Below are 22,709 nucleotides of genomic sequence, written 5' to 3'. Positions count from 1 at the left end.
TACGGGTGTCGGTCAACCGACGCGGACGAGCTGCCACTGCTGGTTGGCGCCGTTCCAGCTCGTGTACTGGACGATGTTCGCGCCGTCGGCCGTGGACGCCCCCTGGACCTCGAGGGCCTTGCCGCTGTTGCGGCTGATGAGGGTGGCGTACCCGTTCGCGATCGTCGCGCTCCACTGCTGGTTGGCTGCGCTGGAGTCGGTCCACTGGATGATCGCGCCACCGTCGGCCGTGGACCTGCCCGAGACGTCGAGGTTCTTGCCCGAGAGCCGGGACCGGATCTCGTAGTACCCGTCACCGGAGCTGACGAACTGCCACTGCTGCTGGGAGCCGTCGTTGCGCGACCACTGCGTGATGCGGGCGCCGTCGTTGGTCGCGAGGTTGTACACGTCGAGCGCCTTGCCGCTGTTGCGGTTGACCAGCACGTACCAGGCACTGGTGTCGATCGAGCTCGAACCGCCGCCGCCTCCACCGCCGCCGTTGCTGCCGCCCGCATTGAGCGCGTTGAGGACCGAGGTGTACGCGGCCTTCTTGTTGCCGCTGGAGTCGAAGAGCAACGGGTTGGCGCCGGTGCGCCACGAGTCGGAGTCGCGCACGCCCCACACCGTGATGCCCGTGCACCTCGAGACCGCGAGGCAGGCGTTCGTCACGGCGGCGTACATGTTCGCCTGGTTGCCGCCCTGCTGGATGTCGAGCTCGGTCAGCTGGACGTCCACGCCGAGGTCGGCGAAGCGCTGCAGGTTGGCCTGGAAGTCACCCGGCAGGCTCGTGCCCAGGTGCGCCTGGAAGCCGACGCAGTCGATGGGGACGCCCCGGGACTTGAAGTCCTTGACCATGGTGTAGACGCCCGTGGACTTCGCGTTGATGCCGTCGGTGTTGTAGTCGTTGTAGCAGAGCTTGGCGCCGGGGTCGGCGGCGCGTGCGGCGCGGAAGGCGGCCTCGATCCAGTCGTTGCCGGTGCGCTGCAGGTTGGAGTCGCGGCGGCTGCCACGGCCGTCGTCGGCGAAGGCCTCGTTGACCACGTCCCAGGCGTAGACCTTGCCCCGGTAGTGGGTGGCGACCTGCGTGACGTGGTTGATCAGCGCGTTGCGCAGCGCGGAGCCGGACATGTTCTGCATCCAGCCGGGCTGCTGGCCGTGCCACGCCAAGGTGTGGCCGCGCACGCGCTTGCCGTTGTTCAGCGCCCAGTTGAGGACGCGGTCGCCGTTGGCGTAGCTGAACTGGTTCTGCGACGGCTCCGTCGCGTCCATCTTCATCTCGTTCTCGGCGGTGATCATGCCGAACTCACGGTTCGCGATCGTCGTGTACGTCGAGTCGTTGAGCCGCCCGGCGGCGATCGCCGTGCCGAAGTAGCGGCCCTTCTCGGCCGCCGACGCTCCCAGGGTCGAAGCCGCCTGGGCAGGAGTCGCCAGGGCGGCCACGCCGGTCAGGACCAGGCAGGTGGTGGCGACGAGCGCGGTGGCTCGTCGTCGGCGCCCGTGCTGGCGCCGTGCGGTGGACATCGTGCGCATGGTCTCTCGCTCTTCGTCGGGGCCCCGGTGCCGGGGCCGGTGAGTGCGACAGGGCGATGTCGGAGAACGTTGTCGACATCGTTGTCGATTCGTCGCGTCTCTCGTCGTGGGTGGGAGGCGCCGCCCCGGTCGCCGTGGATGTTGGCGCTAACATCCGGGGAACGCGGCCACCCTGCCCACCACGGAGCGGCACCGGCTAGCCGGAAAATCGATTAGGCGAGGACTTTCGTTCGGCTAGAACGGGGCCCGGACGCACGAAAGGCCACCCCGGAGGATGGCCTGACCTGCTGCACTTCTGGTGGGCGATACTGGGATCGAACCAGTGACCTCTTCCGTGTCAGGGAAGCGCGCTACCGCTGCGCCAATCGCCCATAGCTACTTCTGCGAGGTGGAGATGGGATTCGAACCCACGTATACGGCTTTGCAGGCCGCTGCCTCGCCACTCGGCCACTCCACCTTGAGACCGCAGTCCCGCGCGGCCTGGGCCGAGAAGGAATGTCTCCGAGCGGACGACGGGATTCGAACCCGCGACCCTCACCTTGGCAAGGTGATGCTCTACCACTGAGCCACGTCCGCACGCACGTCCCCCGGTTCTCACCGGCGTTCCGTGTGCGTCCCAGACTCTAACCGAGTCTTGCGGCGATCGTCCAACTGGCCCCCGCCGCCCCGATGATCCTGCGGATTCAGGCGCCGTTCGGGCACTCGTCACGGCCTCGATACCGTGTGCACATGCCGGATCAGCCACGACGCGCGCCGGGTCGAGCCTGGTTCGCGGGCGTCGAGCTCGAGGGGGTCACGGACGTCATCGACGTCTCTGACCAGCCAGAACGCCTTCGCGAGCCCGGATGGTGGGTCGTGGTGGGGGAGTTCGACGGGCGCGTGCGGGCGTTCCGGTTCGACGAGGCGACGAGCGTCCCCGAGCCGGCCGAGCACCACCCGGTCGCCGGGACGTGGCGCTCGTCACTCGGCCACGACGCGTACGTCGAGGCCGTCGAGGACGTGCGTGCGCGGATCCTCGAGGGCGACGTCTACCAGGCGAACCTCTGCCGGGTCATGAGCGTCGACGTGCCCGACGAGCCGGACGCGCGCGCGCTCGCCGGCCTGCTGGCCCGGGGCAACCCCGCGCCGTACGCCGGCGGCATCCAGGTCGACGGGGCGTGGGTGGTGTGCGCGTCGCCCGAGCTGTACCTGCGCATCGACGGCGACGTCGTGACGTCCGCGCCCATCAAGGGGACCGCGCCCACGCGCGCGGGCCTGACCGGCAAGGACCGCGCCGAGAACGTCATGATCACCGACCTGGTGCGCAACGACCTCCAGCACGTCTGCGAGCCCGGCACGGTCGAGGTGACCACGCTCCTGGGGGTCGAGGAGCACCCGGGCCTGACGCACCTCGTCTCGACCGTGCAGGGACGCCTCGTCGGTGCGTCCGACGCGGACCTGTGGGCACGGCTGCTCGACGCGACCTACCCGCCGGGATCGGTGTCCGGCGCGCCCAAGTCCGCCGCGCTGCGGATCATCGCCGACCTGGAGCCCGAGGCGCGCGGGCCGTACTGCGGCGCGTTCGGCTGGGTGCACGTCGACGCCGACGGCCGCACGCGGGCCGAGCTCGCGGTCGCCATCCGCACCTTCTGGTGGGCGGACGGCGTGCTCCGGTTCGGCACGGGGGCCGGGATCACGTGGGGGAGCGAGGCGGAGGCCGAGTGGGCCGAGACGCAGCTCAAGGCGGCGCGCCTCGTCGGCCTCGCCTCCGGCACGTCCGGCCGATGACAGACTGACGCCATGAGCGTGGTGATCTGGGCAGCAGGGCGGCTGCGCGAGGCCGACGAGCTGGTCGCGACCGGCGTGGACCACGGCCTGACGGTCGGCGACGGGGTCTTCGAGACCTGTGCGGTCTACGGCGGGCAGGCGTTCGCCCTCACACGGCACCTGCGGCGTCTCGAGCGGTCGGCCGCCGGGCTGGGCCTGCCCGCACCCGACGAGGACGAGGTCCGCACCGCCACCGCGGCCGTGCTCGCCGCGGCCCCCGGTGCCGGCCGGTTGCGCATCACCTACACCGGCGGACCGGGGCCGCTCGGCTCGAACCGCCTCCCGGAGGCCGAGCAGCGCGCGACGCTCGTCGTGCTGGCCGGCCCCGCCACCCGCAACGCGACCTCGCGTGCCGTGCGCGTGCCGTGGGTCCGCAACGAGCGCTCCGCCGTCGCGGGCCTCAAGACGATCTCCTACGCCGAGAACGTCGTCGCCCTCGCCGAGGCGTACCGCCAGGGGGCCGACGAGGCGGTCCTGGCCAACACCGTCGGCGAGCTGTGCGAGGGTACGGGGTCCAACGTGGTCGTGGAGCGCGACGGCGTGCTGCTCACGCCGCCCCTGGCCAGCGGCTGCCTCGCGGGGATCACGCGCGAGCTGCTGCTCGAGTGGGCGGCCGACGCCGGCCTGCCGGCGCGCGAGGAGACCCTGCCCTACGAGGTGCTCGACGAGGTCCTCGCCGGGTCGGCGCACCTGACGCTCAGCGGGTCGATCCGCAACGTCTCGCCGGTCGCGTCCCTCGACGGCCGGGACGTGGCCCTCGGCCCGGTGTCGGTCGAGATGCAGCGGGTCTTCCAGGCACGCGCGGCCGACGACCTCGACCCCTGACGTGCGACGACCGGCCCCGCCAGGAGGCGGAACCGGTCGAGGAGCGGGTCGGGTCAGGCGGTGAGCAGTGCCGCGATGAGAGCCGTGATCTCGGACTCCATGCGGTCGCTCTCGGTGCCGATCGGCACGAGCGCCTCGGTGCCGGCCAGGAACCGGACGATGGGCTCGCTGGGGGCTGCGAGCAACGCGCTGCCCTCGACGCCGCTGAGCGACACGAGCGTGTAGTCGGGGTCTTCGTCGCGCCACACCTGGACGTCACCCGTGCCGGCGGGCGCCTCGGAGGTCGCGTGCATCCCCAGCGAGAGGAGCTCGCGGCCGACGAGCCACGTCGACATCGTGTGCGGGCCGGTGAAGACGGCGCGCACGGTGTACGGGTCGGAGGTCCGGAATGACAGCTCCGCACTGACCGGGATGACGCTCGCGTCAGAACCGATCAGCTGCATGGCGACGACCTCGACGACGTCGTACGGCGACTGAGTCATCGGGTCCTCCTGGTCCTGAGTACGAGATGTCGGACACTGCGGTCAAGGGCTGCAGGTCCCACTATGGCAGCGCCGCCCCGATTTTGAAGGTTGTCCGGGCGATGTTCACCCAGACGTACGCCCACGAATGGGGTGCAACGACCCAGACCTCCGAGGGAGAGCGCTTCCATCCCATCGGTTCGGAATCTGGGCTCATTATGGGTAGCATCCTTCCTCGACGTCACCCCCGGGTGACCCGTGGCCGTCGCAGGACGGTGACGGGCGATTGGCTCAGTTGGTAGAGCGCCTCGTTCACACCGAGGAGGTCATCGGTTCGAGTCCGGTATCGCCCACCAGCACGCACGAGGCCCCCTCTCCGGAGGGGGCCTCGTCTGCGTCTGCGGGGCTTCCGGTCGACAAAGCGCGCGGGCCGCGTGGGCCCGCGCCGGTAGCATCGTGCGCGGCCCACCGCACGGGTGGGCGGCCACGAACGGAGACTGACCCGGTGCCCGAGCTGCTGACCCTCACCGTCGACGGAACTGCGACCACCGTGGAGCCGGGGACGACCGGTGCGGACCTGTTCGGCAACCGCCGCGACGTCCTCGTCGTCCGCGTGGACGGCGAGCTCCGCGACCTGCACCTGCCGCTCGACGACGCCAAGGTCGTCGAGCCCGTGACGATCGACGAGCCCGACGGCCTCGCCGTGCTGCGGCACTCGGCCGCGCACGTGCTCGCGCAGGCGGTCCAGGAGGTCAACCCGACCGCCAAGCTCGGCATCGGCCCGCCGATCACCGACGGCTTCTACTACGACTTCGACGTGGACACCCCGTTCACCCCGGAGGACCTCAAGGCCATCGAGAAGGTGATGGGCCGCATCGTCAAGGAGGGCCAGACCTTCCGGCGCTGGGACGTCACGGAGGCGGAGGCTCGCGCCGAGCTGCGCGAGGAGCCGTACAAGCTCGAGCTCATCGGCCTCAAGGGCGACCCGGCCGCGGCCGACGGCGCGTCCGTCGAGGTCGGCCTGGGCGGCCTCTCGATCTACCAGAACGTGCGCGGCGCCGGCCGCGAGACCGAGGCCGTCGTCTGGCAGGACCTGTGCCGCGGCCCGCACGTCCCGACCACCCGCGTGCTCGGCAACGGGTTCCAGCTGACCCGCAGCGCCGCCGCCTACTGGCGCGGCAGCGAGAAGAACCCGCAGCTGCAGCGCGTCTACGGCACGGCGTGGCCGACCAAGGACGAGCTGCGTGCGTACCTCGAGCGCATCGCCGAGGCGGAGCGCCGCGACCACCGCAAGCTCGGCAACGAGCTCGACCTGTTCTCCTTCCCCGAGGAGATCGGGTCCGGCCTGGCGGTGTTCCACCCCAAGGGCGGCGTCATCCGCATGGAGATGGAGCACTACTCCCGGCAGCGGCACGTGGAGGCGGGCTACTCGTTCGTCAACACCCCGCACATCACCAAGGAGCAGCTCTTCCAGATCTCGGGCCACCTCGACTGGTACGCCGACGGCATGTACCCGCCGATGACCCTCGACGAGGAGCGCGACGCCGACGGCAACATCCGCAAGCAGGGCCAGAACTACTACCTCAAGCCGATGAACTGCCCGATGCACAACCTCATCTTCAAGGCGCGCGGCCGGTCCTACCGCGAGCTGCCGCTGCGGCTGTTCGAGTTCGGCACCGTCTACCGGTACGAGAAGTCGGGCGTCGTGCACGGCATGACCCGCGCGCGCGGCTTCACGCAGGACGACGCGCACATCTACACCACGCGCGAGCAGATGAAGGAGGAGCTCACCAGCCTGCTCACCTTCGTCCTGGACCTGCTCAAGGACTACGGCCTCGACGACTTCTACCTGGAGCTGTCGACCAAGAACCCGGAGAAGTCCGTCGGCGACGACGCGACCTGGGAGGAGGCCACCGAGACGCTGCGCCAGGTGGCCACCGAGTCCGGGCTCGACCTCGTCCCGGACCCGGGCGGCGCCGCGTTCTACGGCCCGAAGATCTCCGTCCAGGCCAAGGACGCGCTGGGTCGCACCTGGCAGATGTCGACGATCCAGCTCGACTTCAACCTGCCGGAGCGGTTCGACCTGGAGTACACCGCGTCGGACGGCTCTCGTCAGCGTCCCGTGATGATCCACCGCGCGCTGTTCGGCTCGATCGAGCGGTTCTTCGCGGTCCTGACCGAGCACTACGCGGGCGCGTTCCCGGCCTGGCTCGCGCCGGTCCAGGTCCTCGCGGTGCCGGTCGCCGAGCCGTTCGAGGGGTACCTCGACGAGGTCGTCGGCCGCCTGCGGGCCCAGGGCATCCGTGCCGAGGTGGACCGCAGCGACGACCGGTTCGGCAAGAAGATCCGCAACGCGAGCACGCAGAAGATCCCGTTCGTGCTCATCGCCGGCGGTGAGGACGCCGAGGCCGGCGCCGTCTCGTTCCGGTACCGCGACGGGCGCCAGGACAACGGCGTGCCGGTCGCCGAGGCGATCGAGCGCATCGTCACCGCGGTGCGCGAGCGCGTGCAGGTCTGAGGCGTGCAGGACCACGAGCGGGCCGACGACTTCGCCGGTGAGCCCGACGGCTTCGAGCGGCTGTGGACCCCGCACCGGATGGCGTACATCCGGGGCGAGGGCAAGCCGTCCGACAAGGCCGCCGGACCCGGCTGTCCGTTCTGCCGGGCCTCGGACGTGTCCGACGAGGAGGCGCTCGTCGTCGCGCGCGGCGCGGTGGCCTTCGTCGTGCTCAACCTTTACCCCTACAACGCGGGACACCTGCTCGTGTGCCCGTACCGGCACGTCGCGGACTACACGGACCTGACGCCCGACGAGGTCGCAGAGGTCGCCGACCTCACGCGGACGGCCATGCGGGTGCTGCGGACCGTGTCCGAACCGCGGGGGTTCAACCTGGGCATGAACCAGGGTGAGGTGGCCGGCGCCGGCATCGACGCGCACCTGCACCAGCACGTGGTCCCGCGCTGGGGCGGCGACTCCAACTTCCTGCCGGTCGTGGCGCGCACGCGTGCGCTGCCCGAGCTGCTCGCCGACACACGCTCGCGCCTCGCCGCGGCGTGGCCGTCCGACGAGCACACCGAGCAGCCGACGAAGGGATGATCGACCCGTGTTGAACCGACTCCGCGGGGTGATGACGCGCATCTTCACGCCCGTCGCCGACGCGCTGCTCAAGGCCGGCGTCTCGCCCGACGCCGTGACGATCGCGGGCACTCTCGTCGTCGTCGTGACCGCGCTGTGGGCGTTCCCGACCGGGAACCTGCTGCTGGGGTCGCTGATCATCGCCCTGTTCGCGCTGACCGACTCGCTCGACGGCGTGATGGCTCGCCGCGCCGGGCGGTCCGGCCCGTGGGGCGCGTTCCTGGACTCGACGCTCGACCGGTTCGCGGACGCGGCCATCTTCGGCGGCCTCGTGCTCTGGTACTTCGGCGACGGCGACTCGTTCCCGACCGCCGTGCTCGCCCTGACCTGCTTGATCCTCGGCTCGGTCGTGCCCTACGCCCGGGCGCGTGCCGAGGGGCTCGGGATGACCGCGTCCGGGGGGATCGCCGAGCGGGCGGACCGGCTCTTCGCGGTGCTCATCGCGTCCGCGATCGTCGGCGTCGGCGCGTCCGACGTCGTGTTGACCGTGGTGCTGGGGCTGCTGGCCGTGGCGTCTGCGGTGACCGTGGTGCAGCGCATGGCGATGGTGCACCGCCAGGCCACGCAGGTGGCCGAGTGAACGTCGCGGGCCTGTACTCCTTCGCGTGGCGGGTCGCGGGGAAGCTGCCGGGGTCAGTCGTGCGCGGGCTGTGCGCCACGGCGGCCGACCTGACGTGGCTGCTGCGCCGGGGCGGGGTCGTCCAGCTCGAGGCGAACTACGCCCGGGTCCGGCCCGACCTCGACGCGCGGCAGGTCCGCCGCCTCGGGCGCACGGGCATGCGGTCCTACATGCGGTACTTCGGCGAGGCGTTCACCCTGCGCTCCCTGACGCCGGCGCAGATCGACGCACGGGTGCGCGCCAGCGGGGTCGAGGCCGTGCAGGCCGCGCTCGACGACGGCCAGAGCCTGGTCCTCGCGCTCGGTCACCTCGGCAACTGGGACCTCGCGGGGGCATGGGCGACGCGCAACCTCGCGCCGGTCACGACCGTGGCGGAGCGGCTCAAGCCCGAGGAGCTGTTCCAGGAGTTCCTCGAGTTCCGCGAGAGCATCGGGCTGCGGATCCTCGCGCTCGGCGACGGCGACGTGTTCCGCGACCTGGTCCGCACGGCACGGTCGGGCGGCACGCTCATCCCGTTGCTGGCGGACCGCGACCTGACGGCCAAGGGCGTCGAGGTCGACCTCGCGGGGCACCGCGCGCGCGTCGCCGCGGGACCGGCCGCCCTGGCGGTCACGTCCAAGGTCGCGCTGCTGACGACGGTCATCACCTACGAGCGCCTGCACGGCACGCGCCGTCGCGCGGCCGGCTCGCCGTGGGGCATCCACATCGCGTTCGGTCCCCTCATCAGCCCGCGCGACGGCCTGAGCCGGGCCGACCAGGTCAAGGCGCTGACGCAGGCCTGGGTCGACGACCTCGCGGACGGCATCCGCCGCGACCCGCAGGACTGGCACATGCTGCAGAAGGTCTTCATCGCCGACCTGGACCCCGCGCGCTACGCGGAGACCCTCGCGCAGGAGGCCTCGGCATGAGCACGCCCGTCGCTCGCCCGCTGCGCGTGGGCATCGTCTGCCCCTACTCGTTCGACGTGCCGGGCGGTGTGCAGTTCCACGTGCGCGACCTGGCCGAGGCGCTGCTCGCGCGCGGCCACGACGTGTCCGTGCTCGCGCCCGCCGACGACGAGACGCCCGTCCCGCCCTACCTGACGGCCGCCGGTCGCGCGGTGCCGGTCCGCTACAACGGCTCGGTCGCGCGCCTCTCCTTCGGACCCGTCACCGCGGCCCGCGCGCGCAAGTGGCTCTCCGCGGGCCAGTTCGACGTGCTGCACCTGCACGAGCCCGTCACCCCGAGCCTGTCGATGCTCGCGCTGTGGATCGCCGACGGCCCGGTGGTCGCCACGTTCCACACCTCGATGGAGCGGTCGCGGCCCCTGCAGGTGGCGTTCCCCCTGGTGCGGCAGTCGCTGGAGAAGATCGCCGCGCGCATCGCGGTCTCCGAGGACGCGCGGCGCACGCTCGTCGAGCACCTCGGCGGCGACGCGGTCGTGATCCCGAACGGCGTGTACGTCGACCAGTTCGCGGACGCGCAGCCCGACTCGCGCTGGACCGGCACGCCCGAGCGTCCGACGCTGGCGTTCCTCGGCCGTCTCGACGAGAGCCGCAAGGGGCTCGCGGTCATGCTCGGAGCGGTGCGCGAGGTGCTCGCGCACGTGCCCGGCGCGCGGTTCCTCGTCGCAGGCCGGGGCGAGACCGGCGAGCAGCAGGCGCGTGAGCTGCTCGGCGACCAGGCCGGCGCGGTCGAGTTCCTGGGCGGTGTGTCCGACGACGACAAGGCGAGGCTGCTCTCGTCGGTGGATATCTACATCGCACCGCAGACCGGGGGAGAGAGCTTCGGGATCGTGCTGGTCGAGGCGATGAGCGCCGGGGCGGCCGTCGTCGCCAGCGACCTCGGGGCGTTCTCCCGCGTACTCGACGACGGCGCCGCCGGCGTGCTGTTCAGAACGGGCGACTCGGCCGACCTGGCCCGCACGCTCGTCGAGGTCCTCGCCGACCCGGAGCGCCGCGCGACCGTCGTCGCGCGAGCCGGCTCCGTCGTGCGGCGGTACGACTGGTCGGCCGTCACCGACCAGGTGCTCGCCGTCTACGAGATGGCCGTCGCCGGGCGCGACGCGCCCGTGGGCGAGGACCCGTCCTCGCTGCGAGGCGCGCGCCTGCTCGAGATGCGCCGGGGCTGGGGGGAGAACCGATGAGCTGGTCCGAGATGCTCGTCGTCGTCGTCGGGCTGCTTGCGCTGCTGGGCTGGTGGCTGTGGGTCACCGCCTCGCGGCTCGACCGGTTGCACCGCAAGGTGGGCGCCGCGCGGGCGGTCGTCGACACCCAGCTGATCCGCCGCGCGACCGTGACGGCCGAGCTCGCCACCTCCGCGCTGCTCGACCCGGTCAGCTCCGTGCTCGTCGGCGAGGCCGCATGGGCCGCGCTGGCCGCGGGCGGCAGCGACGCCGAGACGACGCCAGGGCTGCCGAGCGAGCTCTGGACACTCCTGGCGGCCGACCCGCGCGGCCCCGTCACGCAGTCCTCCCTGGCCGAGCAGATCTCCGAGCGCGGCCGCATCGAGAGCGAGCTCTCCGCGACGCTGCGCGAGGTGCTTGACGACGCCTCCGAGGTCGCGGCCCTGCGCGCCGAGCCGGGCGGCGAGGAGATCCTCGCGGACCTCGGATCGGCCTGGTACCGCGTGCAGATCTCCCGCCGGTTCCACAACGAGGCCGTCGCCCAGACCCGGCGGATGCGGCGAGGGGTCGCCGTGCGCGTGTTCCGGCTCGCCGGCCACGCCCCCGAGCCCCGGACGCTCGAGCTCGACGACGAGTGGCCGGAGGCGCTCGGGCGCCCCGGTGTCCGCGCGCCCGAGAGGTCCACCGGCGCCTGAGACGGGCGCCGGGGGCCACCTCCCCACGCATTACGATGGACGCAGCGGGTCGCCGGTCGTGCGGCCCCTCCCACACCGCACCACTGATCTGTGAGGCTTGACGTGACCAGCGAGAACACCCAGCCCACCACCGGCACGGCGCGCGTCAAGCGCGGCATGGCCGAGATGCTCAAGGGCGGCGTCATCATGGACGTCGTCAACGCCGAGCAGGCCAAGATCGCCGAGGACGCCGGCGCGGTCGCCGTCATGGCGCTCGAGCGGGTCCCCGCGGACATCCGCGCGCAGGGCGGCGTCGCGCGCATGAGCGACCCGGACCTGATCGACGGCATCATCGAGGCCGTCTCGATCCCGGTGATGGCCAAGGCGCGCATCGGCCACTTCGTCGAGGCCCAGGTCCTGCAGTCGCTCGGCGTGGACTACGTCGACGAGTCCGAGGTCCTGACCCCGGCCGACTACGAGCACCACATCGACAAGTGGGCCTTCACGGTCCCCTTCGTCTGCGGCGCCACCAACCTCGGCGAGGCCCTGCGTCGCATCACCGAGGGCGCGGCCATGATCCGCTCCAAGGGTGAGGCCGGCACGGGCGACGTCTCCAACGCGACGACCCACATGCGCACCCTGCGCGACCAGATCCGCCGCCTGACCTCGCTCCCGGAGGACGAGCTGTTCGTCGCCGCCAAGGAGCTGCAGGCGCCGTACGAGCTGGTCAAGGAGGTCGCCGCAGCCGGCAAGCTCCCCGTCGTGCTGTTCACCGCGGGCGGCATCGCCACCCCGTCGGACGCCGCGATGATGATGCAGCTCGGCGCCGAGGGCGTGTTCGTCGGCTCGGGCATCTTCAAGTCGGGCAACCCCGCCGAGCGCGCCGCGGCCATCGTCAAGGCCACCACGTTCTTCGACGACCCCGACGTGATCGCCAAGGTCTCGCGCGGGCTGGGCGAGGCCATGGTCGGCATCAACGTCGAGGACGTGCCGGAGCCCCACCGCCTCGCCGAGCGCGGTTGGTGACCTCGCAGGACGCAGTGCCGGAGGCCAGCCGTGAACCGGGCGACGTGAGTGCGCCCGATTCACGGCTGGCCTCCGGCTTGCCCCCCGAGTGGGTGCGCGGGTCGGACGGCCTGCTCTTCCGCCGCGCGGCGCGCGTGATCCTGCTCGACGAGGACGATCGCGTGCTGCTCATCCGCGGGCACGACCAGGACCAGCCCGAGCGTTCGTGGTGGTTCACGATCGGCGGCGGGATCGACGCGGGGGAGTCGTCGGCCGAGGCCGCGCTGCGCGAGGTGCGCGAGGAGACCGGCGTGGTGCTGGCTGCCGGCGACCTCGTCGGGCCGGTCTTCACGCGCTCGGCCATCTTCGACTTCTTCTCCGAGCACTGCCGCCAGGACGAGGTCATCTACCTCGCACGGATCCCCGGCACCTCGTTCGTGGGCACCGACCGGTCCGGGTGGACCGCGCTCGAGCAGGACGTGATCGACGAGCTCGCGTGGTGGTCGCTCGACGACCTGGCCGTGGTCGACCTGGAGGTCTTCCCGGAGGGCCTCGTCGACCTGGTCCGGAGCCTTCTCCCTGAGTGGGACGGGACGACGACCCACCTGGGGCTGGCGCGCGAGTAGCCGGGCCGACGCTCGGCGCTCGTCCACAGGCCTCGGCCTTGATGTCGGCGGTGGGTCGTACAGTTGTTCGAGTCGGTTCGGGCGGCTGGGGAGGGTCGATGGGTGAGCCGGGTGGTTTCGTGTCGTCCAGTCGTGACGCGCTGGCGGGCGGTTCGCTGCCTGCAGTGACACCTGATCCGATCGTGCTGCCGGCTGAGGACTATGAGGCCTCGCCTGCCGGGCTGGTCCCGACGTTCCCCGTGCGCGCCACGTTGACGCAGGTCGCGGGGTTGTTGGAGTCGCTGGACGTGGCGGATCTGAGTACCGCGGAGCTGGTCGAGGTGGTGGCGGGTTGGCAGCAGGCCGCCGCGATCGTCGCTGCGCACCAGGCGCGCGCGGTCCAGGAGGTGCTGACGCGGCGGACCCCGTAGGGGGACTTCGCGACCGACGAGCTCGCGTGCGCGATGGTCACGACCAGGGCGGCGGTCGACGTCCTGGCCGGCCGTGCGTCTGGTATCGCCGCTCATCCGTGCCTGTCCGATGCACTGCTGGCCGGGACGGTCGACGTCCGCAAGGTCGACATCATCCTCGATGGCACTCTCGCGCTGGGGGTGTGCGAGGCGCGGGACCGGCTCGTGGAGGAGGCGACCGAGGTCGCCCGCGGCCTGACCCCGACCCAGCTGGTGCGGTGGTTGCGTCGTCGGGTCCTGCTGATCGACCCCGATGTGGCCCGCAAGCGTTGCGAGGCTGCCCGCGAGGATCGGGGTGTGGAGCTGCAGTGGGCGAACGACTCGATGGCGCGCCTGATCGCGTTCCTGCCCGCCGAGGACGCCGTCGCTGCGTTCACCGTGATCGACGCCCTGGCCGGGACCTCGGACGACACGTGCGCCGGCCGGAACATCCACCAACGCCGTGCGGATGCGTTCAGCGACGTGTTCGGCGACATCCTCGACGACCAGGCCACCCCCGGTGGCCGTCCGGTCCCGCAGCGCCACGGGCAGCGCGCGACGTTGCACGTGACCGCCGCCGCCACGACCCTGCTCGGTCTGGATGAGCTGCCCGGTGAGCTCGACGGGTACGGGCCGATCCCGGCGTTCCTGGCCCGTGAGCTGTCGAAGGACGCGACCTGGCGGCGGATCTTCACCGACCCGGCCACCGGCACCTACCTCGGCGCCGGCGCACGCACCTACCGGCCAGGGGCCGACCTGTCCCGGGCGGTGCGGACCAGGGACGTGACCTGCACCTACCCCGGCTGCCGCCAACCCGCCCTCCGCTCCGAGCTCGACCACGTCGTGCCGTTCGACAAGACCCGGCCGGCCGATGAGCAGACGACCGAGGCGAACCTGCACGCCCTGTGCAAACGTCACCACCAGGCCAAGACGAAGAAGATCTGGAACGTCCGAAGAGACAAGGCCACCGGCAACACCGAATGGACCAGCCCGTTGGGGATCACGTACTACCGATCACCGATACCGGTCCACATCAGTCCCAAGCTCTTCGAGCGTGCGGGTCGGCCACGCCCGGCACCGGACTACGACGACGACCCACCCTTCTGAGTCGAGCTCTCCGACGGATGCCTGTGTCGTTGCCCCGCGCGTGATGATCGTCCGGTGTGCGCCCGCCAGGTCTCAGGTGACCGCGCTGCGGCGCGAGAAGGCGGGATCGAGGTGCTCGCACCCCGCGAGGACCTCCGCCAGGTGGACGGCCGCCGTCAGCATGTCCGCGTGCGTGAGGTAGGGGGCCGCGACCCCGAGCCGGACGATGTCCGGCGTCCGGAAGTCGCCGACGACCCCGCGCGCGATGAGCGCCTGCACCACGCCGTAGGCATCGGGATGGCGCACGGCGACCTGCGAGCCGCGGAGGGTGTCGTCGTCGGGCGAGGCGTAGCTCGTTCCGGGCGCGAGCGCATCGATGCAGCGGCGCAGGAACGCGGTCAAGGACAGCGAGCGAGCGCGGACGGACGCGATCTCGACGCCGTCGAACGCCGTGAGCGCCGCCTCGAGCGCGAGCAGCGACAGCATCGGCGGGGTGCCGATCCGCGCACGGTCGACGCCCGCGGCCGGGCGGTACTCGCCGCTCATCGCGAACGGTTCCGCGTGCCCGTGCCAGCCGGGGATGACGTTGGTGAAGGCCGCCTGGTGCTCGGTCGCGACGTAGACGAACGCGGGCGCACCGGGGCCGCCGTTGAGGTACTTGTAGCCGCACCCGACTGCGAGGTCGACACCGTGGGCGTCCAGCTCCACGGGCACCGCTCCGGCGGAGTGGCACAGGTCCCAGATCGCGAGCGCGCCGGCGTCGTGCGCGGCCCGTGTCACCGCCGGGAGGTCCCAGAGGACGCCCGTGCGGTAGTCGACGTGGGAGTAGACGACGGCGACCACGTCGCTCGTCCCGTCCAGCCGCGCGGCGGCGTCGCCCGGGCTGACGTGCTCGACGGTCCAGCCGAGCTGGCGGGCGGCGCCGTCCAGCACGTAGAGGTCGGTCGGGAACGTCGCGGGGTCGGCCAGCACCACGGACCGGTCCGGGCGCAAGGCGGCGGCCGCGTGCAGGACCTGGTGCAGGCGGACGCTCGTCGAGTCGCCGACGACGACCTGGCCGGGTGCGGCGCCGACGATGCGGCCGAGCGCGTCGCCCACGCGGGCAGGCGCGTCCCACCAGCCGTGCACGTTCCACGACGTGATGAGGTCACGACCCCACTGCTGCTCGACCGCGTCGCTGACTGCTGCCGGGACGGCGCGGGGGAGGGCCCCGAGCGAGTTGCCGTCCAGGTAGACCACGCCGTCGGGGAGCAGGAAGCGGGCGCGCAGGTCCGTGGCGCCGTGCATCTCGTCGAGCGAGGCGGCTTCGGTGCGCAGGTCGTCGATGCTCACGACACGGGAGCCTACGGGTCGTACTGGTCGGTAACCTGCCGGTGACCTGGTCGGGATACCGTCGATCGGTGGCCACCGTCTCGTCGTCAGCGCCCAGCGCCCGCATCCCGCTCAGCGGCATCCGCACCCTCATGGAGGTCGCCCTGCGCGACCCGGAGGCGATCCACCTGGAGATCGGCGAGCCCGACGCCCGCCCCGCCGAGCACGTCGTCGCGGCCGCTGCCCGCGCCGCGCACGACGGACGCACCGGTTACACCTCCAGCCTCGGGCTCGACGCCCTGCGCGAGGTCGCGGCCGACCGCGTCACCAGGCGCCACGGCTTCGGCGCCGACCCCGCTCAGGTGGTCGTCACGCACGGGGCGATGCACGGCCTGGCGATGGCCATGGCCGCGCTGCTGGGCCCGGGCGACGACATCCTCGTGCCCGACCCGATGTTCCCGAACTGGGCGATGGCGGCGGCCGGAGCGGGTGCACGGGTCGTGACGTACCCGACGCGGGCCGAGGACGGCTTCGTGCCCCGGCTCGACGAGCTCGAGGCCTCGATCACGCCGCGCACCCGGGCGATCATCGTCTGCTCGCCGAACAACCCGACCGGTGCCGTGTATCCCGCCGCGGTCCTCGAGGGGATCGTCGACGTCGCCCGGCGGCACGACCTGTGGGTCCTGTCCGACGAGTGCTACGAGGCGATCACCTTCGGCGTGCCCCACGTGAGCACCGCGACGTTCGACACCGACGGCCGCGTCCTCACCTTCTTCAGCCTCTCCAAGGCGCACGCGATGACGGGCTGGCGGATCGGCTACGCCGTCGTTCCTGACCACGCGGTCGTCGACCGCATGGGACACCTCGCCGAGGCGACCGTCGCGTGCCCGTCGACGCCGAGCCAGTACGGCGCGATCGCGGCACTCACCGGGCCGCAGGACCACGTGCACGCCGCCGTCGAGTCCTACTGGGACCGGCGTGACCTCGCGGTCTCGCTGCTGCGCGAGCGCGGGCTGGCACTCGTCGAGCCCGACGGCGCCTTCTACCTCATGGTCGGGGTCGGCGAGGCGGACACCGACGCGTTTGCGCTGCGCCTGCTCGCCCGCCGGCACGTCGCGGTCGCGCCGGGTTCGACGTTCGGCGAGCGCGGCACGGGGATGGTCCGCGTGAGTCTGGCCGCACCGCGTGACCTGCTCGTGGAGGGCCTGGGCCGCCTGGCCGACGAGGTCGTCGTCTCGTCGTCGGGCGCGTCCCGGTCCGCCGGATCCGCGCTGGGGGCGGTCGCCGCACGCTCGCGCTGAGGCGACCTAGGATGGCGCACCGTGACCCCCACCATCGGAGTACTCGCCCTGCAGGGAGACGTGCGTGAGCACGTCCACGCGCTCGAGTCGGTCGGTGCCACCGCGGTCGGGGTACGCCGCGCCGCGGAGCTCGACGCGGTCGACGCGCTCGTCATCCCGGGCGGGGAGTCGACGACGATCGACAAGCTGCTGCGTGCGTTCGAGCTCTTCGAGCCGATCCAGGCGCGGCTGCGCGACGGCATGCCGGCGTACGGATCGTGCGCGGGGATGATCCTGCTCGCCGACCGCGTGATCGGGGGGATCGAGGGCCAGCAGACGCTCGGCGGGGTGGACGTCACCGTCCGCCGCAACGCGTTCGGGCGCCAGGTCGACTCGTTCGAGACCGACCTCGCGATCGAGGGCGTGGACGGCCCGCTGCACGCCGTCTTCATCCGCGCACCGTGGGTCGAGGAGGTCGGTCCGGCCGCGCGAGTCGTCGGCCGCGTGGAATCCGGGCCCGCCGCCGGTAGGATCGTCGCGGTCCGTCAGGGGCCCCTGCTCGTGACCTCGTTCCATCCGGAGGTCACCGGGGACACCCGCGTGCACCAGTCGTTCGTGCAGATCGTCCGCGAGAGCCTGTGAGTTCGCGGCCCGTCCGGGCCGTGCAGCGGGTTCGTCGGCGGGGAGCAAAGGGGTTCAGAGGCGATGTCGGGTCACTCCAAGTGGGCCACCACCAAGCACAAGAAGGCCGTGGTCGACGCCAAGCGGAGCAAGCTCTTCGCGAAGCTCATCAAGAACATCGAGGTGGCCGCCCGCACGGGCGGCGGTGACCTCGCGGGCAACCCCACGCTCTTCGACGCGGTCCAGAAGGCCAAGAAGAGCTCGGTCCCGATCGACAACATCAACCGTGCGGTCAAGCGCGGCTCCGGCCAGGAGGCCGGCGGCGCCGACTACTCGACGATCATGTACGAGGGCTACGGCGCGGGCGGCATCGCCGTGCTCGTCGAGTGCCTCACCGACAACCGGAACCGCGCCGCGTCCGACGTCCGCGTCGCGTTCACGCGCAACGGCGGCCAGATGGCCGACCCGGGCTCGGTCTCGTACCTGTTCTCGCGCAAGGGCGTCGTCATCGTCCCCAAGGAGGGCACCGACGAGGACGCCGTCATGGAGGCAGTGCTCGAGGCGGGTGGCGAGGAGGTCAACGACCTCGGCGAGGTGTTCGAGGTGCTCTCCGAGGCCACCGACCTGGTGCCCGTGCGGACCGCGCTGCAGACCGCCGGCATCGAGTACGACTCGGCCGACGTGGTGTTCTGGCCCGCCATGCAGATCGAGGTCGACGCCGAGGGCGCCCGCAAGATCCTGCGCCTGATCGACGCGCTCGAGGACTCCGACGACGTGCAGAACGTCTACGCGAACTTCGACGCGTCCGACGAGGTCATGGCCGAGCTCGAGGACGACTGACCCGCTCCACCCCCACGAGTGCGCCCGAACCGCACCGACTGCGCCCTTCGTCGAGGGCGCACTCGGTCCGGGACGGGCGCACTCGGCGTTTCGCCGGTCAGCGGCTCAGAACCGCCAGGACGGAGACGACGACGACGCCGAGAGCCAGCAGTGCGATGCCGATGACGACGACCGGACGTCGACCGCGGCGGGACCGGAGCGTCGAGGCGAGGCCCGAGGCAGCCCGGATCGCGTCGCCGTTGGGGTCGCCGGGACTGAACTGTCGGTCGCTCATCGTGCTCCTCACGCTCGGGCGGCCGGATCGGTCACCAGTCTGGCAGTCCGGTCGTCACCGTGTCCGGGATCGACGGCGTGTGCTGGGAGCTTCTTCGCCACGTGACTGTGACGATGTGGGCGTGCGCGTGCTCGGAGTGGACCCCGGCTTGACCCGATGCGGTCTGGGTGTGGTCGACGGCCTGCCCAGCCGACGGGCGGCACTCGTCGCTGTCGGCGTGGCCCGGTCGGACCCAGCGCTCGACATCGACCAGCGCCTGCTCGCGATCGAGGCGCAGATCGAGGAGTGGCTCGATGCGTACGCGCCCGACACGGTCGCGGTCGAGCGTGTCTTCGCGCAGCACAACGTCTCGACCGTGATGGGGACCGCGCAGGTCGCAGGCATCGCCATGGTGGCCGCGGCGCGTCGTCGCATCCCCGTCGCGCTGCACACGCCGTCCGAGGTCAAGGCCGCCGTCACGGGCACCGGACGCGCCGACAAGCTGCAGGTCCAGACGATGGTCGCCCGGCTCCTCTCGCTCGACACCCTGCCCAAGCCCGCCGACGCCGCCGACGCCCTGGCCCTTGCGATCTGCCACCTCTGGCGACCTGCAGGTGCACTCGGTGCGCCGCAGCGGGCGCCGGGGTCCATGACTGCCGCTCAGCGTGCGTGGGCCGCGGCGGAGCAGGCTGCCCGCACGCGCGGCTGAGCACGCCGGCGAGGTTTGTCCACAGATATCGCCGAACGCCTGCGAGGGACCGTCCGGTTTAGGTAGGTTCGCGGCCATGAATCGCGTCGCGCGCTCCGTCCTGGCCGTCGCCCTGGTGGGTGGGGGACTCGTGGCGTGCACGCCCGACGAGGCTCCGCCGGTCACCCGGCCGACGAGCTCCGCACCGGTGGAGACCCCGACGCCGACCCCGACGCCTTCGCCGTCGCCGTCGGTCAGTGCCGTGGTGGACGTGACCGTGGCGCCGGAACGGCCGGACGCGCTGGATGCGGACGAGCCGTCGAAGGAGGGTGCGGTCGCGAGCGGGAAGTACTTCCTGTCGCTCTTTCCGTATGTGTCTGCCTCGGGTGATCTGTCGGCCTGGAACGCCATGAGCGATCCGAAGTGCAAGTTCTGCGCGAGCGTTCGCGATGGAGTGAAGTCTGCGAATGACGCAGGCGAACACGATGTCGGCGGCGCACTCGCCTTCGATGATGAAGTTGGTCGCGAGGTCGTCGCGGGCGCGACGTACGAAGTCGCTCTTGACGTTGCTCAAGAGGCTTCTCAAACAGTTGACTCGACCGGCAAGGCTGTCGAGTCCTTTCCCGGGCCGAAGTTCTTTCGTGCCACTTTGGTGATCGAGTGGAGCGACAGAGGCTGGATGGTCCGTGGTGTCCAAGTGGATGCGAAGTCGTGACTCGGATACTCATAGTTGGCGCCCTAGTCGCGGCTGTACTCCTACTCCCGTCCGGCGCCTGGGCTGACGACATCGGCGCGAAGACAGACGACGACGCGGTTCGCGTGAGCGCTGCGTCAGCGCACAACGCCCAAGTCCACGACAAGACGACCGAGCCTGACCCTCTGAAGCGACTCACTGACTGGATGCAGTCCCCATCTTGTGCTGGCGATGGCTCCTACGTCACGGCCCTTGTCTTCTGGGAGACGTACCCATGCGAGATGGTCCCGCCCGAGGACCAGCGGCTCGACTGCGGTGATGACGAGCCCCAAGAGCCATGGTGGAGCCGCACGCGCACCGATCCGGCGGCTGCATGGGGAGCGTGGGCGCAGCGGACCGACTGGTACTGCCCCGTCGACCTCCTGCCGACGCTCACGCTCGAGGACTTCCGGCGCCTCCCGATCAGCCCGTCGTCGCTGACGATCCAGCCCGACCGTGGGTGGGTGCTCGTGAACAAGGAGACGATCGCCTACTCCGACGGTGACGAGCAGACGCTGCGGACGGAGGTGCTCGGCGTCGGCGTGGACGTGGTCGTGAAGCCGGAGTCGTTCACGTGGACCTTCGGCGGCGGCGCGCCGTTCACCACGAAGGGTCCCGGCCACCCGTACCCGAAGCACGACGTCGCGCAGGCGTTCACCCACCTTGGCAAGGCGGCGATCACGCTGACGACCACGTGGTCGGGCCGTTACCGGGTGGACGGGAGCGCACAGTGGCGCGACGTCGCCGGCACGGCGACCACCACGACGACGAGCCAGCCCTTCGAGGTCGTCGAACGCCGCTCGGTGCTGGTCGATCGGGGGTGACGAGGAGCGCACCGGGCTGAAGGGGCGGTGTCCACAGCCTGCGTGTCCCTCGTACAGATGTTCGGACGGGTGTGGCAGAGTGGTCGCGGCGCGCAGCTCGGGCGCGTGGGGTCGCGAGGACGAGGAGGCGCGTGTGATCGCGTCGGTGCACGGCACGGTGCAGAAGGTGCGGCTCGACGCCGCGGTCATCGAGGTGAACGGCGTGGGCATGCTCGTGCAGGCCACGCCGGCCACGCTCGCGGGGCTGCGGGTCGGCGCGACCGCCACGCTGCACACCTCGCTGGTGGTGCGGGAGGACTCGCTGACGCTGTTCGGGTTCGCCGAGGACGACGAGCGCGAGGTCTTCGAGGTCGTGCAGACCGTCAGCGGCGTCGGGCCACGGCTCGCGATGGCGATGCTCGCGGTGCACACGCCCGACGGGCTGCGTCGCGCGGTCGTCGACGAGGACCTCAAGGCGCTCGAGCGCGTCCCGGGCATCGGCCGCAAGGGTGCTCAGCGCCTGGTGCTCGAGCTCAAGGACCGGATCGGCGCGCCCGCTCCCGTCAGCGTCGGGGGAGTCGCCCCGGTGCTCGTCGCGGGTGACCGGCGCGACCAGGTGGTCGAGGCGCTCGTCGGGCTCGGCTGGAGCGCGAAGATCGCCGACGACGCGGTGACGACCGTCCTGGACGGGGTCGAGGGCCCCGTCGGCGCGGACGAGGTCGCCGGAGTGCTCCGTGCCGCGCTGCGGACCCTGGGCGGCGGGCGTGGCTGAGGACGACGAGCTGGTCACCGAGCGGTTCGCCGCGGAGTCGCTGGTCCGCACCGGCGCCGACGACATCGAGCGGGCCGCCGAGGCCGCGCTGCGGCCGCGCAGGCTGGAGGAGTTCGTCGGGCAGCGTGTCGTGCGCGACCAGCTGTCCTTGGTGCTCGAGGCTGCCCGGAACCGGGGGAGGGCACCCGACCACGTGCTGCTCTCCGGCCCCCCAGGGCTCGGCAAGACGACGCTGGCCATGATCATCGCCGCGGAGCTCAGCGCCTCGCTGCGCATCACCAGCGGCCCCGCGATCCAGCACGCGGGCGACCTCGCCGCCGTCCTCTCCTCACTGGAGGAGGGCGAGGTGCTCTTCATCGACGAGATCCACCGCCTCGCGCGCCCGGCTGAGGAGCTGCTGTACGTCGCGATGGAGGACTTCCGCGTCGACGTCGTCGTGGGCAAGGGGGCCGGCGCGAGCGCGATCCCGCTGTCGCTCCCGCCGTTCACGGTGGTGGGCGCGACGACGCGCGCCGGGTTGCTTCCGGCGCCGCTGCGGGACCGCTTCGGGTTCACCGGCCACCTGGACTTCTACGACGCCGAGGAGCTCGAGCGTGTGCTCGTGCGGTCGGCCGGCCTGCTGGGTGTGCCGCTGGCTCACGAGGCCGCGTCCGAGATCGCCTCGCGTTCGCGTGGGACCCCGCGCATCGCCAACCGCCTTCTGCGACGCGTGCGTGACTGGGCCGAGGTGCGCGGCGACGGCACCCTCAGCCTCGCCGCGGCGCGCGCGGCGCTGGCCGTGTTCGAGGTCGACGACCGCGGGCTCGACCGCCTCGACCGCGCGGTGCTGACCGCGCTGTGCACGCGGTTCGGCGGCGGACCCGTCGGGCTGACGACCCTCGCGGTCGCCGTCGGCGAGGAGCCGGAGACCGTCGAGACCGTCGCCGAGCCCTTCCTGTTCCGCGAGGGCTTCGTCGGGCGGACGCCGCGGGGCCGCATCGCCATGCCGGCCGCGTGGGGCCACCTGGGCCTCGACGTGCCGCGCGACCAGGGCGCGTTGTTCGGCTGACGTCGCCGGCAGGTCGGTTGCGGGCGGCTACAGTTCGTCCGGTGGCCCGCAGGGGCCCGATCGCCACGCGGCCGACGAGGG

General features: G+C 71.8%; 24 protein-coding genes and 4 tRNA genes. 21 read left to right on the top strand and 7 right to left on the bottom strand.

Features of this window, described 5'->3' with window-relative positions; translation table 11 throughout:
- Window positions 1-12: 12 nt before the first annotated feature.
- The 4 genes from EDF34_RS02020 to EDF34_RS02005 form a co-directional block, all read right to left on the bottom strand.
- On the bottom strand, window positions 13-1,500 hold the full coding sequence (locus tag EDF34_RS02020) for an endo-1,4-beta-xylanase (protein WP_123370616.1): 1,488 nt from the start codon (window positions 1,498-1,500) through the stop codon (window positions 13-15).
- Window positions 1,501-1,805: 305 nt separating this feature from the next.
- Window positions 1,806-1,880, bottom strand: a tRNA-Val gene (locus EDF34_RS02015).
- 15 nt (window positions 1,881-1,895) lie between these two features.
- Window positions 1,896-1,966, bottom strand: a tRNA-Cys gene (locus EDF34_RS02010).
- A 47-nt stretch (window positions 1,967-2,013) separates the two neighbouring features.
- A tRNA-Gly gene (locus EDF34_RS02005) sits at window positions 2,014-2,085 on the bottom strand.
- 153 nt (window positions 2,086-2,238) lie between these two features.
- Between EDF34_RS02005 and EDF34_RS02000 the strand changes: the two genes are divergently transcribed.
- Both EDF34_RS02000 and EDF34_RS01995 read left to right on the top strand, forming a co-directional pair.
- On the top strand, window positions 2,239-3,276 hold the full coding sequence (locus tag EDF34_RS02000) for a chorismate-binding protein (protein WP_123370615.1): 1,038 nt from the start codon (window positions 2,239-2,241) through the stop codon (window positions 3,274-3,276).
- Window positions 3,277-3,288: 12 nt separating this feature from the next.
- Window positions 3,289-4,140, top strand: a complete 852-nt coding sequence (locus EDF34_RS01995; RefSeq protein ID WP_199737600.1) for an aminotransferase class IV — start codon at window positions 3,289-3,291, stop codon at window positions 4,138-4,140.
- Window positions 4,141-4,193: 53 nt separating this feature from the next.
- Here the strand turns inward: EDF34_RS01995 and EDF34_RS01990 are convergent, their stop codons facing one another.
- The gene (locus EDF34_RS01990) at window positions 4,194-4,622 is read right to left on the bottom strand and encodes an SsgA family sporulation/cell division regulator (protein ID WP_123369696.1); all 429 of its coding nucleotides are present in this window, start codon (window positions 4,620-4,622) and stop codon (window positions 4,194-4,196) included.
- 259 nt (window positions 4,623-4,881) lie between these two features.
- Here EDF34_RS01990 and EDF34_RS01985 point away from each other — a divergent pair.
- The 11 genes from EDF34_RS01985 to EDF34_RS01935 all read left to right on the top strand — a co-directional run bounded on the left by EDF34_RS01985 (window position 4,882) and on the right by EDF34_RS01935 (window position 14,300).
- Window positions 4,882-4,957: transfer RNA gene (locus tag EDF34_RS01985), tRNA-Val, on the top strand.
- Window positions 4,958-5,106: 149 nt separating this feature from the next.
- The gene (gene thrS / locus EDF34_RS01980; RefSeq protein WP_158615026.1) at window positions 5,107-7,119 is read left to right on the top strand and encodes a threonine--tRNA ligase; all 2,013 of its coding nucleotides are present in this window, start codon (window positions 5,107-5,109) and stop codon (window positions 7,117-7,119) included.
- A gap of 3 nt (window positions 7,120-7,122) precedes the next feature.
- Window positions 7,123-7,698 (top strand): HIT domain-containing protein, encoded by a 576-nt coding sequence (locus EDF34_RS01975; protein ID WP_233575134.1) that lies wholly within the window; start codon window positions 7,123-7,125, stop codon window positions 7,696-7,698.
- A gap of 7 nt (window positions 7,699-7,705) precedes the next feature.
- Window positions 7,706-8,317, top strand: coding sequence for a phosphatidylinositol phosphate synthase (gene pgsA / locus EDF34_RS01970; RefSeq protein ID WP_123369694.1), 612 nt, complete (start codon window positions 7,706-7,708; stop codon window positions 8,315-8,317).
- The gene (locus EDF34_RS01965) at window positions 8,314-9,264 is read left to right on the top strand and encodes a phosphatidylinositol mannoside acyltransferase (RefSeq protein WP_123369693.1); all 951 of its coding nucleotides are present in this window, start codon (window positions 8,314-8,316) and stop codon (window positions 9,262-9,264) included. The genes pgsA and EDF34_RS01965 overlap by 4 nt, the downstream gene beginning before the upstream one ends.
- A gap of 20 nt (window positions 9,265-9,284) precedes the next feature.
- On the top strand, window positions 9,285-10,481 hold the full coding sequence (locus tag EDF34_RS01960) for a glycosyltransferase family 4 protein (RefSeq protein ID WP_199737666.1): 1,197 nt from the start codon (window positions 9,285-9,287) through the stop codon (window positions 10,479-10,481).
- A complete protein-coding gene (locus tag EDF34_RS01955; RefSeq protein ID WP_123369691.1) occupies window positions 10,478-11,155 on the top strand; it encodes a hypothetical protein in 678 nt (225 codons plus the stop codon). Before EDF34_RS01960 ends, EDF34_RS01955 begins: the two co-directional genes overlap by 4 nt.
- Before the next feature lie 102 nt (window positions 11,156-11,257).
- Window positions 11,258-12,160, top strand: a complete 903-nt coding sequence (gene pdxS / locus EDF34_RS01950; RefSeq protein WP_199737598.1) for a pyridoxal 5'-phosphate synthase lyase subunit PdxS — start codon at window positions 11,258-11,260, stop codon at window positions 12,158-12,160.
- Between the two features lie 44 nt (window positions 12,161-12,204).
- Window positions 12,205-12,765: an NUDIX hydrolase gene (locus EDF34_RS01945; RefSeq protein ID WP_233575133.1), complete on the top strand. Its 561-nt coding sequence runs from the start codon at window positions 12,205-12,207 to the stop codon at window positions 12,763-12,765.
- Between the two features lie 98 nt (window positions 12,766-12,863).
- The gene (locus EDF34_RS01940) at window positions 12,864-13,175 is read left to right on the top strand and encodes a hypothetical protein (RefSeq protein WP_148076556.1); all 312 of its coding nucleotides are present in this window, start codon (window positions 12,864-12,866) and stop codon (window positions 13,173-13,175) included.
- 33 nt (window positions 13,176-13,208) lie between these two features.
- Window positions 13,209-14,300 carry an HNH endonuclease signature motif containing protein gene (locus tag EDF34_RS01935; protein WP_123369687.1) on the top strand — a complete coding sequence of 364 codons (1,092 nt, stop codon included), beginning with the start codon at window positions 13,209-13,211 and terminating at the stop codon, window positions 14,298-14,300.
- Between the two features lie 72 nt (window positions 14,301-14,372).
- On the opposite strand, the gene kynU is transcribed toward EDF34_RS01935, so the two are convergent.
- Entirely contained in the window at window positions 14,373-15,611 is a 1,239-nt protein-coding gene (kynU, locus tag EDF34_RS01930; RefSeq protein ID WP_233575132.1) for a kynureninase, read from the bottom strand.
- A 68-nt stretch (window positions 15,612-15,679) separates the two neighbouring features.
- Here kynU and EDF34_RS01925 point away from each other — a divergent pair, with 68 nt between their 5' ends.
- The 3 genes from EDF34_RS01925 to EDF34_RS01915 all read left to right on the top strand — a co-directional run bounded on the left by EDF34_RS01925 (window position 15,680) and on the right by EDF34_RS01915 (window position 18,331).
- A complete protein-coding gene (locus tag EDF34_RS01925; RefSeq protein WP_123369686.1) occupies window positions 15,680-16,891 on the top strand; it encodes a pyridoxal phosphate-dependent aminotransferase in 1,212 nt (403 codons plus the stop codon).
- A gap of 21 nt (window positions 16,892-16,912) precedes the next feature.
- Window positions 16,913-17,512, top strand: a complete 600-nt coding sequence (pdxT, locus tag EDF34_RS01920) for a pyridoxal 5'-phosphate synthase glutaminase subunit PdxT (RefSeq protein ID WP_123369685.1) — start codon at window positions 16,913-16,915, stop codon at window positions 17,510-17,512.
- Window positions 17,513-17,575: 63 nt separating this feature from the next.
- Window positions 17,576-18,331: a YebC/PmpR family DNA-binding transcriptional regulator gene (locus EDF34_RS01915; RefSeq protein WP_123369684.1), complete on the top strand. Its 756-nt coding sequence runs from the start codon at window positions 17,576-17,578 to the stop codon at window positions 18,329-18,331.
- 97 nt (window positions 18,332-18,428) lie between these two features.
- Here EDF34_RS01915 and EDF34_RS17480 read toward each other — a convergent pair whose 3' ends face one another.
- A complete protein-coding gene (locus EDF34_RS17480) occupies window positions 18,429-18,605 on the bottom strand; it encodes a hypothetical protein (protein WP_158615025.1) in 177 nt (58 codons plus the stop codon).
- A 121-nt stretch (window positions 18,606-18,726) separates the two neighbouring features.
- Between EDF34_RS17480 and ruvC the strand changes: the two genes are divergently transcribed.
- The 5 genes from ruvC (at window position 18,727) to ruvB (ending at window position 22,628) form a co-directional block, all read left to right on the top strand.
- Window positions 18,727-19,293, top strand: coding sequence for a crossover junction endodeoxyribonuclease RuvC (gene ruvC, locus EDF34_RS01910; protein ID WP_123369683.1), 567 nt, complete (start codon window positions 18,727-18,729; stop codon window positions 19,291-19,293).
- A gap of 76 nt (window positions 19,294-19,369) precedes the next feature.
- Window positions 19,370-19,987, top strand: coding sequence for a DUF6318 family protein (locus EDF34_RS01905; RefSeq protein ID WP_123369682.1), 618 nt, complete (start codon window positions 19,370-19,372; stop codon window positions 19,985-19,987).
- A 260-nt stretch (window positions 19,988-20,247) separates the two neighbouring features.
- Complete coding sequence (locus EDF34_RS01900) at window positions 20,248-20,829, top strand: hypothetical protein (protein WP_123369681.1); 582 nt, start codon at window positions 20,248-20,250, stop codon at window positions 20,827-20,829.
- Between the two features lie 133 nt (window positions 20,830-20,962).
- The gene (gene ruvA, locus EDF34_RS01895) at window positions 20,963-21,580 is read left to right on the top strand and encodes a Holliday junction branch migration protein RuvA (RefSeq protein ID WP_123370611.1); all 618 of its coding nucleotides are present in this window, start codon (window positions 20,963-20,965) and stop codon (window positions 21,578-21,580) included.
- Complete coding sequence (gene ruvB / locus EDF34_RS01890; protein ID WP_123370610.1) at window positions 21,573-22,628, top strand: Holliday junction branch migration DNA helicase RuvB; 1,056 nt, start codon at window positions 21,573-21,575, stop codon at window positions 22,626-22,628. Before ruvA ends, ruvB begins: the two co-directional genes overlap by 8 nt.
- Window positions 22,629-22,709 lie beyond the last annotated feature (81 nt).

The sequence above is a fragment of the Cellulomonas sp. PhB150 genome (genome assembly GCF_003755175.1).
Lineage (GTDB): Bacteria > Actinomycetota > Actinomycetes > Actinomycetales > Cellulomonadaceae > Cellulomonas.
This window is presented reverse-complemented; position numbering and strand designations above follow the sequence as displayed.

Bases quoted from the DNA above. Each gene is read 5' to 3' on its own strand.
- EDF34_RS02020 (WP_123370616.1), bottom strand. From the start codon at position 1,500: ATGTCCACCGCACGGCGCCAGCACGGGCGCCGACGACGAGCCACCGCG.
- EDF34_RS02000 (WP_123370615.1), top strand. From the start codon at position 2,239: ATGCCGGATCAGCCACGACGCGCGCCGGGTCGAGCCTGGTTCGCGGGC.
- EDF34_RS01995 (WP_199737600.1), top strand. From the start codon at position 3,289: ATGAGCGTGGTGATCTGGGCAGCAGGGCGGCTGCGCGAGGCCGACGAG.
- EDF34_RS01990 (WP_123369696.1), bottom strand. From the start codon at position 4,622: ATGACTCAGTCGCCGTACGACGTCGTCGAGGTCGTCGCCATGCAGCTG.
- EDF34_RS01955 (WP_123369691.1), top strand. From the start codon at position 10,478: ATGAGCTGGTCCGAGATGCTCGTCGTCGTCGTCGGGCTGCTTGCGCTG.
- EDF34_RS01940 (WP_148076556.1), top strand. From the start codon at position 12,864: ATGGGTGAGCCGGGTGGTTTCGTGTCGTCCAGTCGTGACGCGCTGGCG.
- EDF34_RS01935 (WP_123369687.1), top strand. From the start codon at position 13,209: ATGGTCACGACCAGGGCGGCGGTCGACGTCCTGGCCGGCCGTGCGTCT.
- EDF34_RS01915 (WP_123369684.1), top strand. From the start codon at position 17,576: ATGTCGGGTCACTCCAAGTGGGCCACCACCAAGCACAAGAAGGCCGTG.
- EDF34_RS17480 (WP_158615025.1), bottom strand. From the start codon at position 18,605: ATGAGCGACCGACAGTTCAGTCCCGGCGACCCCAACGGCGACGCGATC.
- EDF34_RS01905 (WP_123369682.1), top strand. From the start codon at position 19,370: ATGAATCGCGTCGCGCGCTCCGTCCTGGCCGTCGCCCTGGTGGGTGGG.
- EDF34_RS01900 (WP_123369681.1), top strand. From the start codon at position 20,248: ATGGTCCCGCCCGAGGACCAGCGGCTCGACTGCGGTGATGACGAGCCC.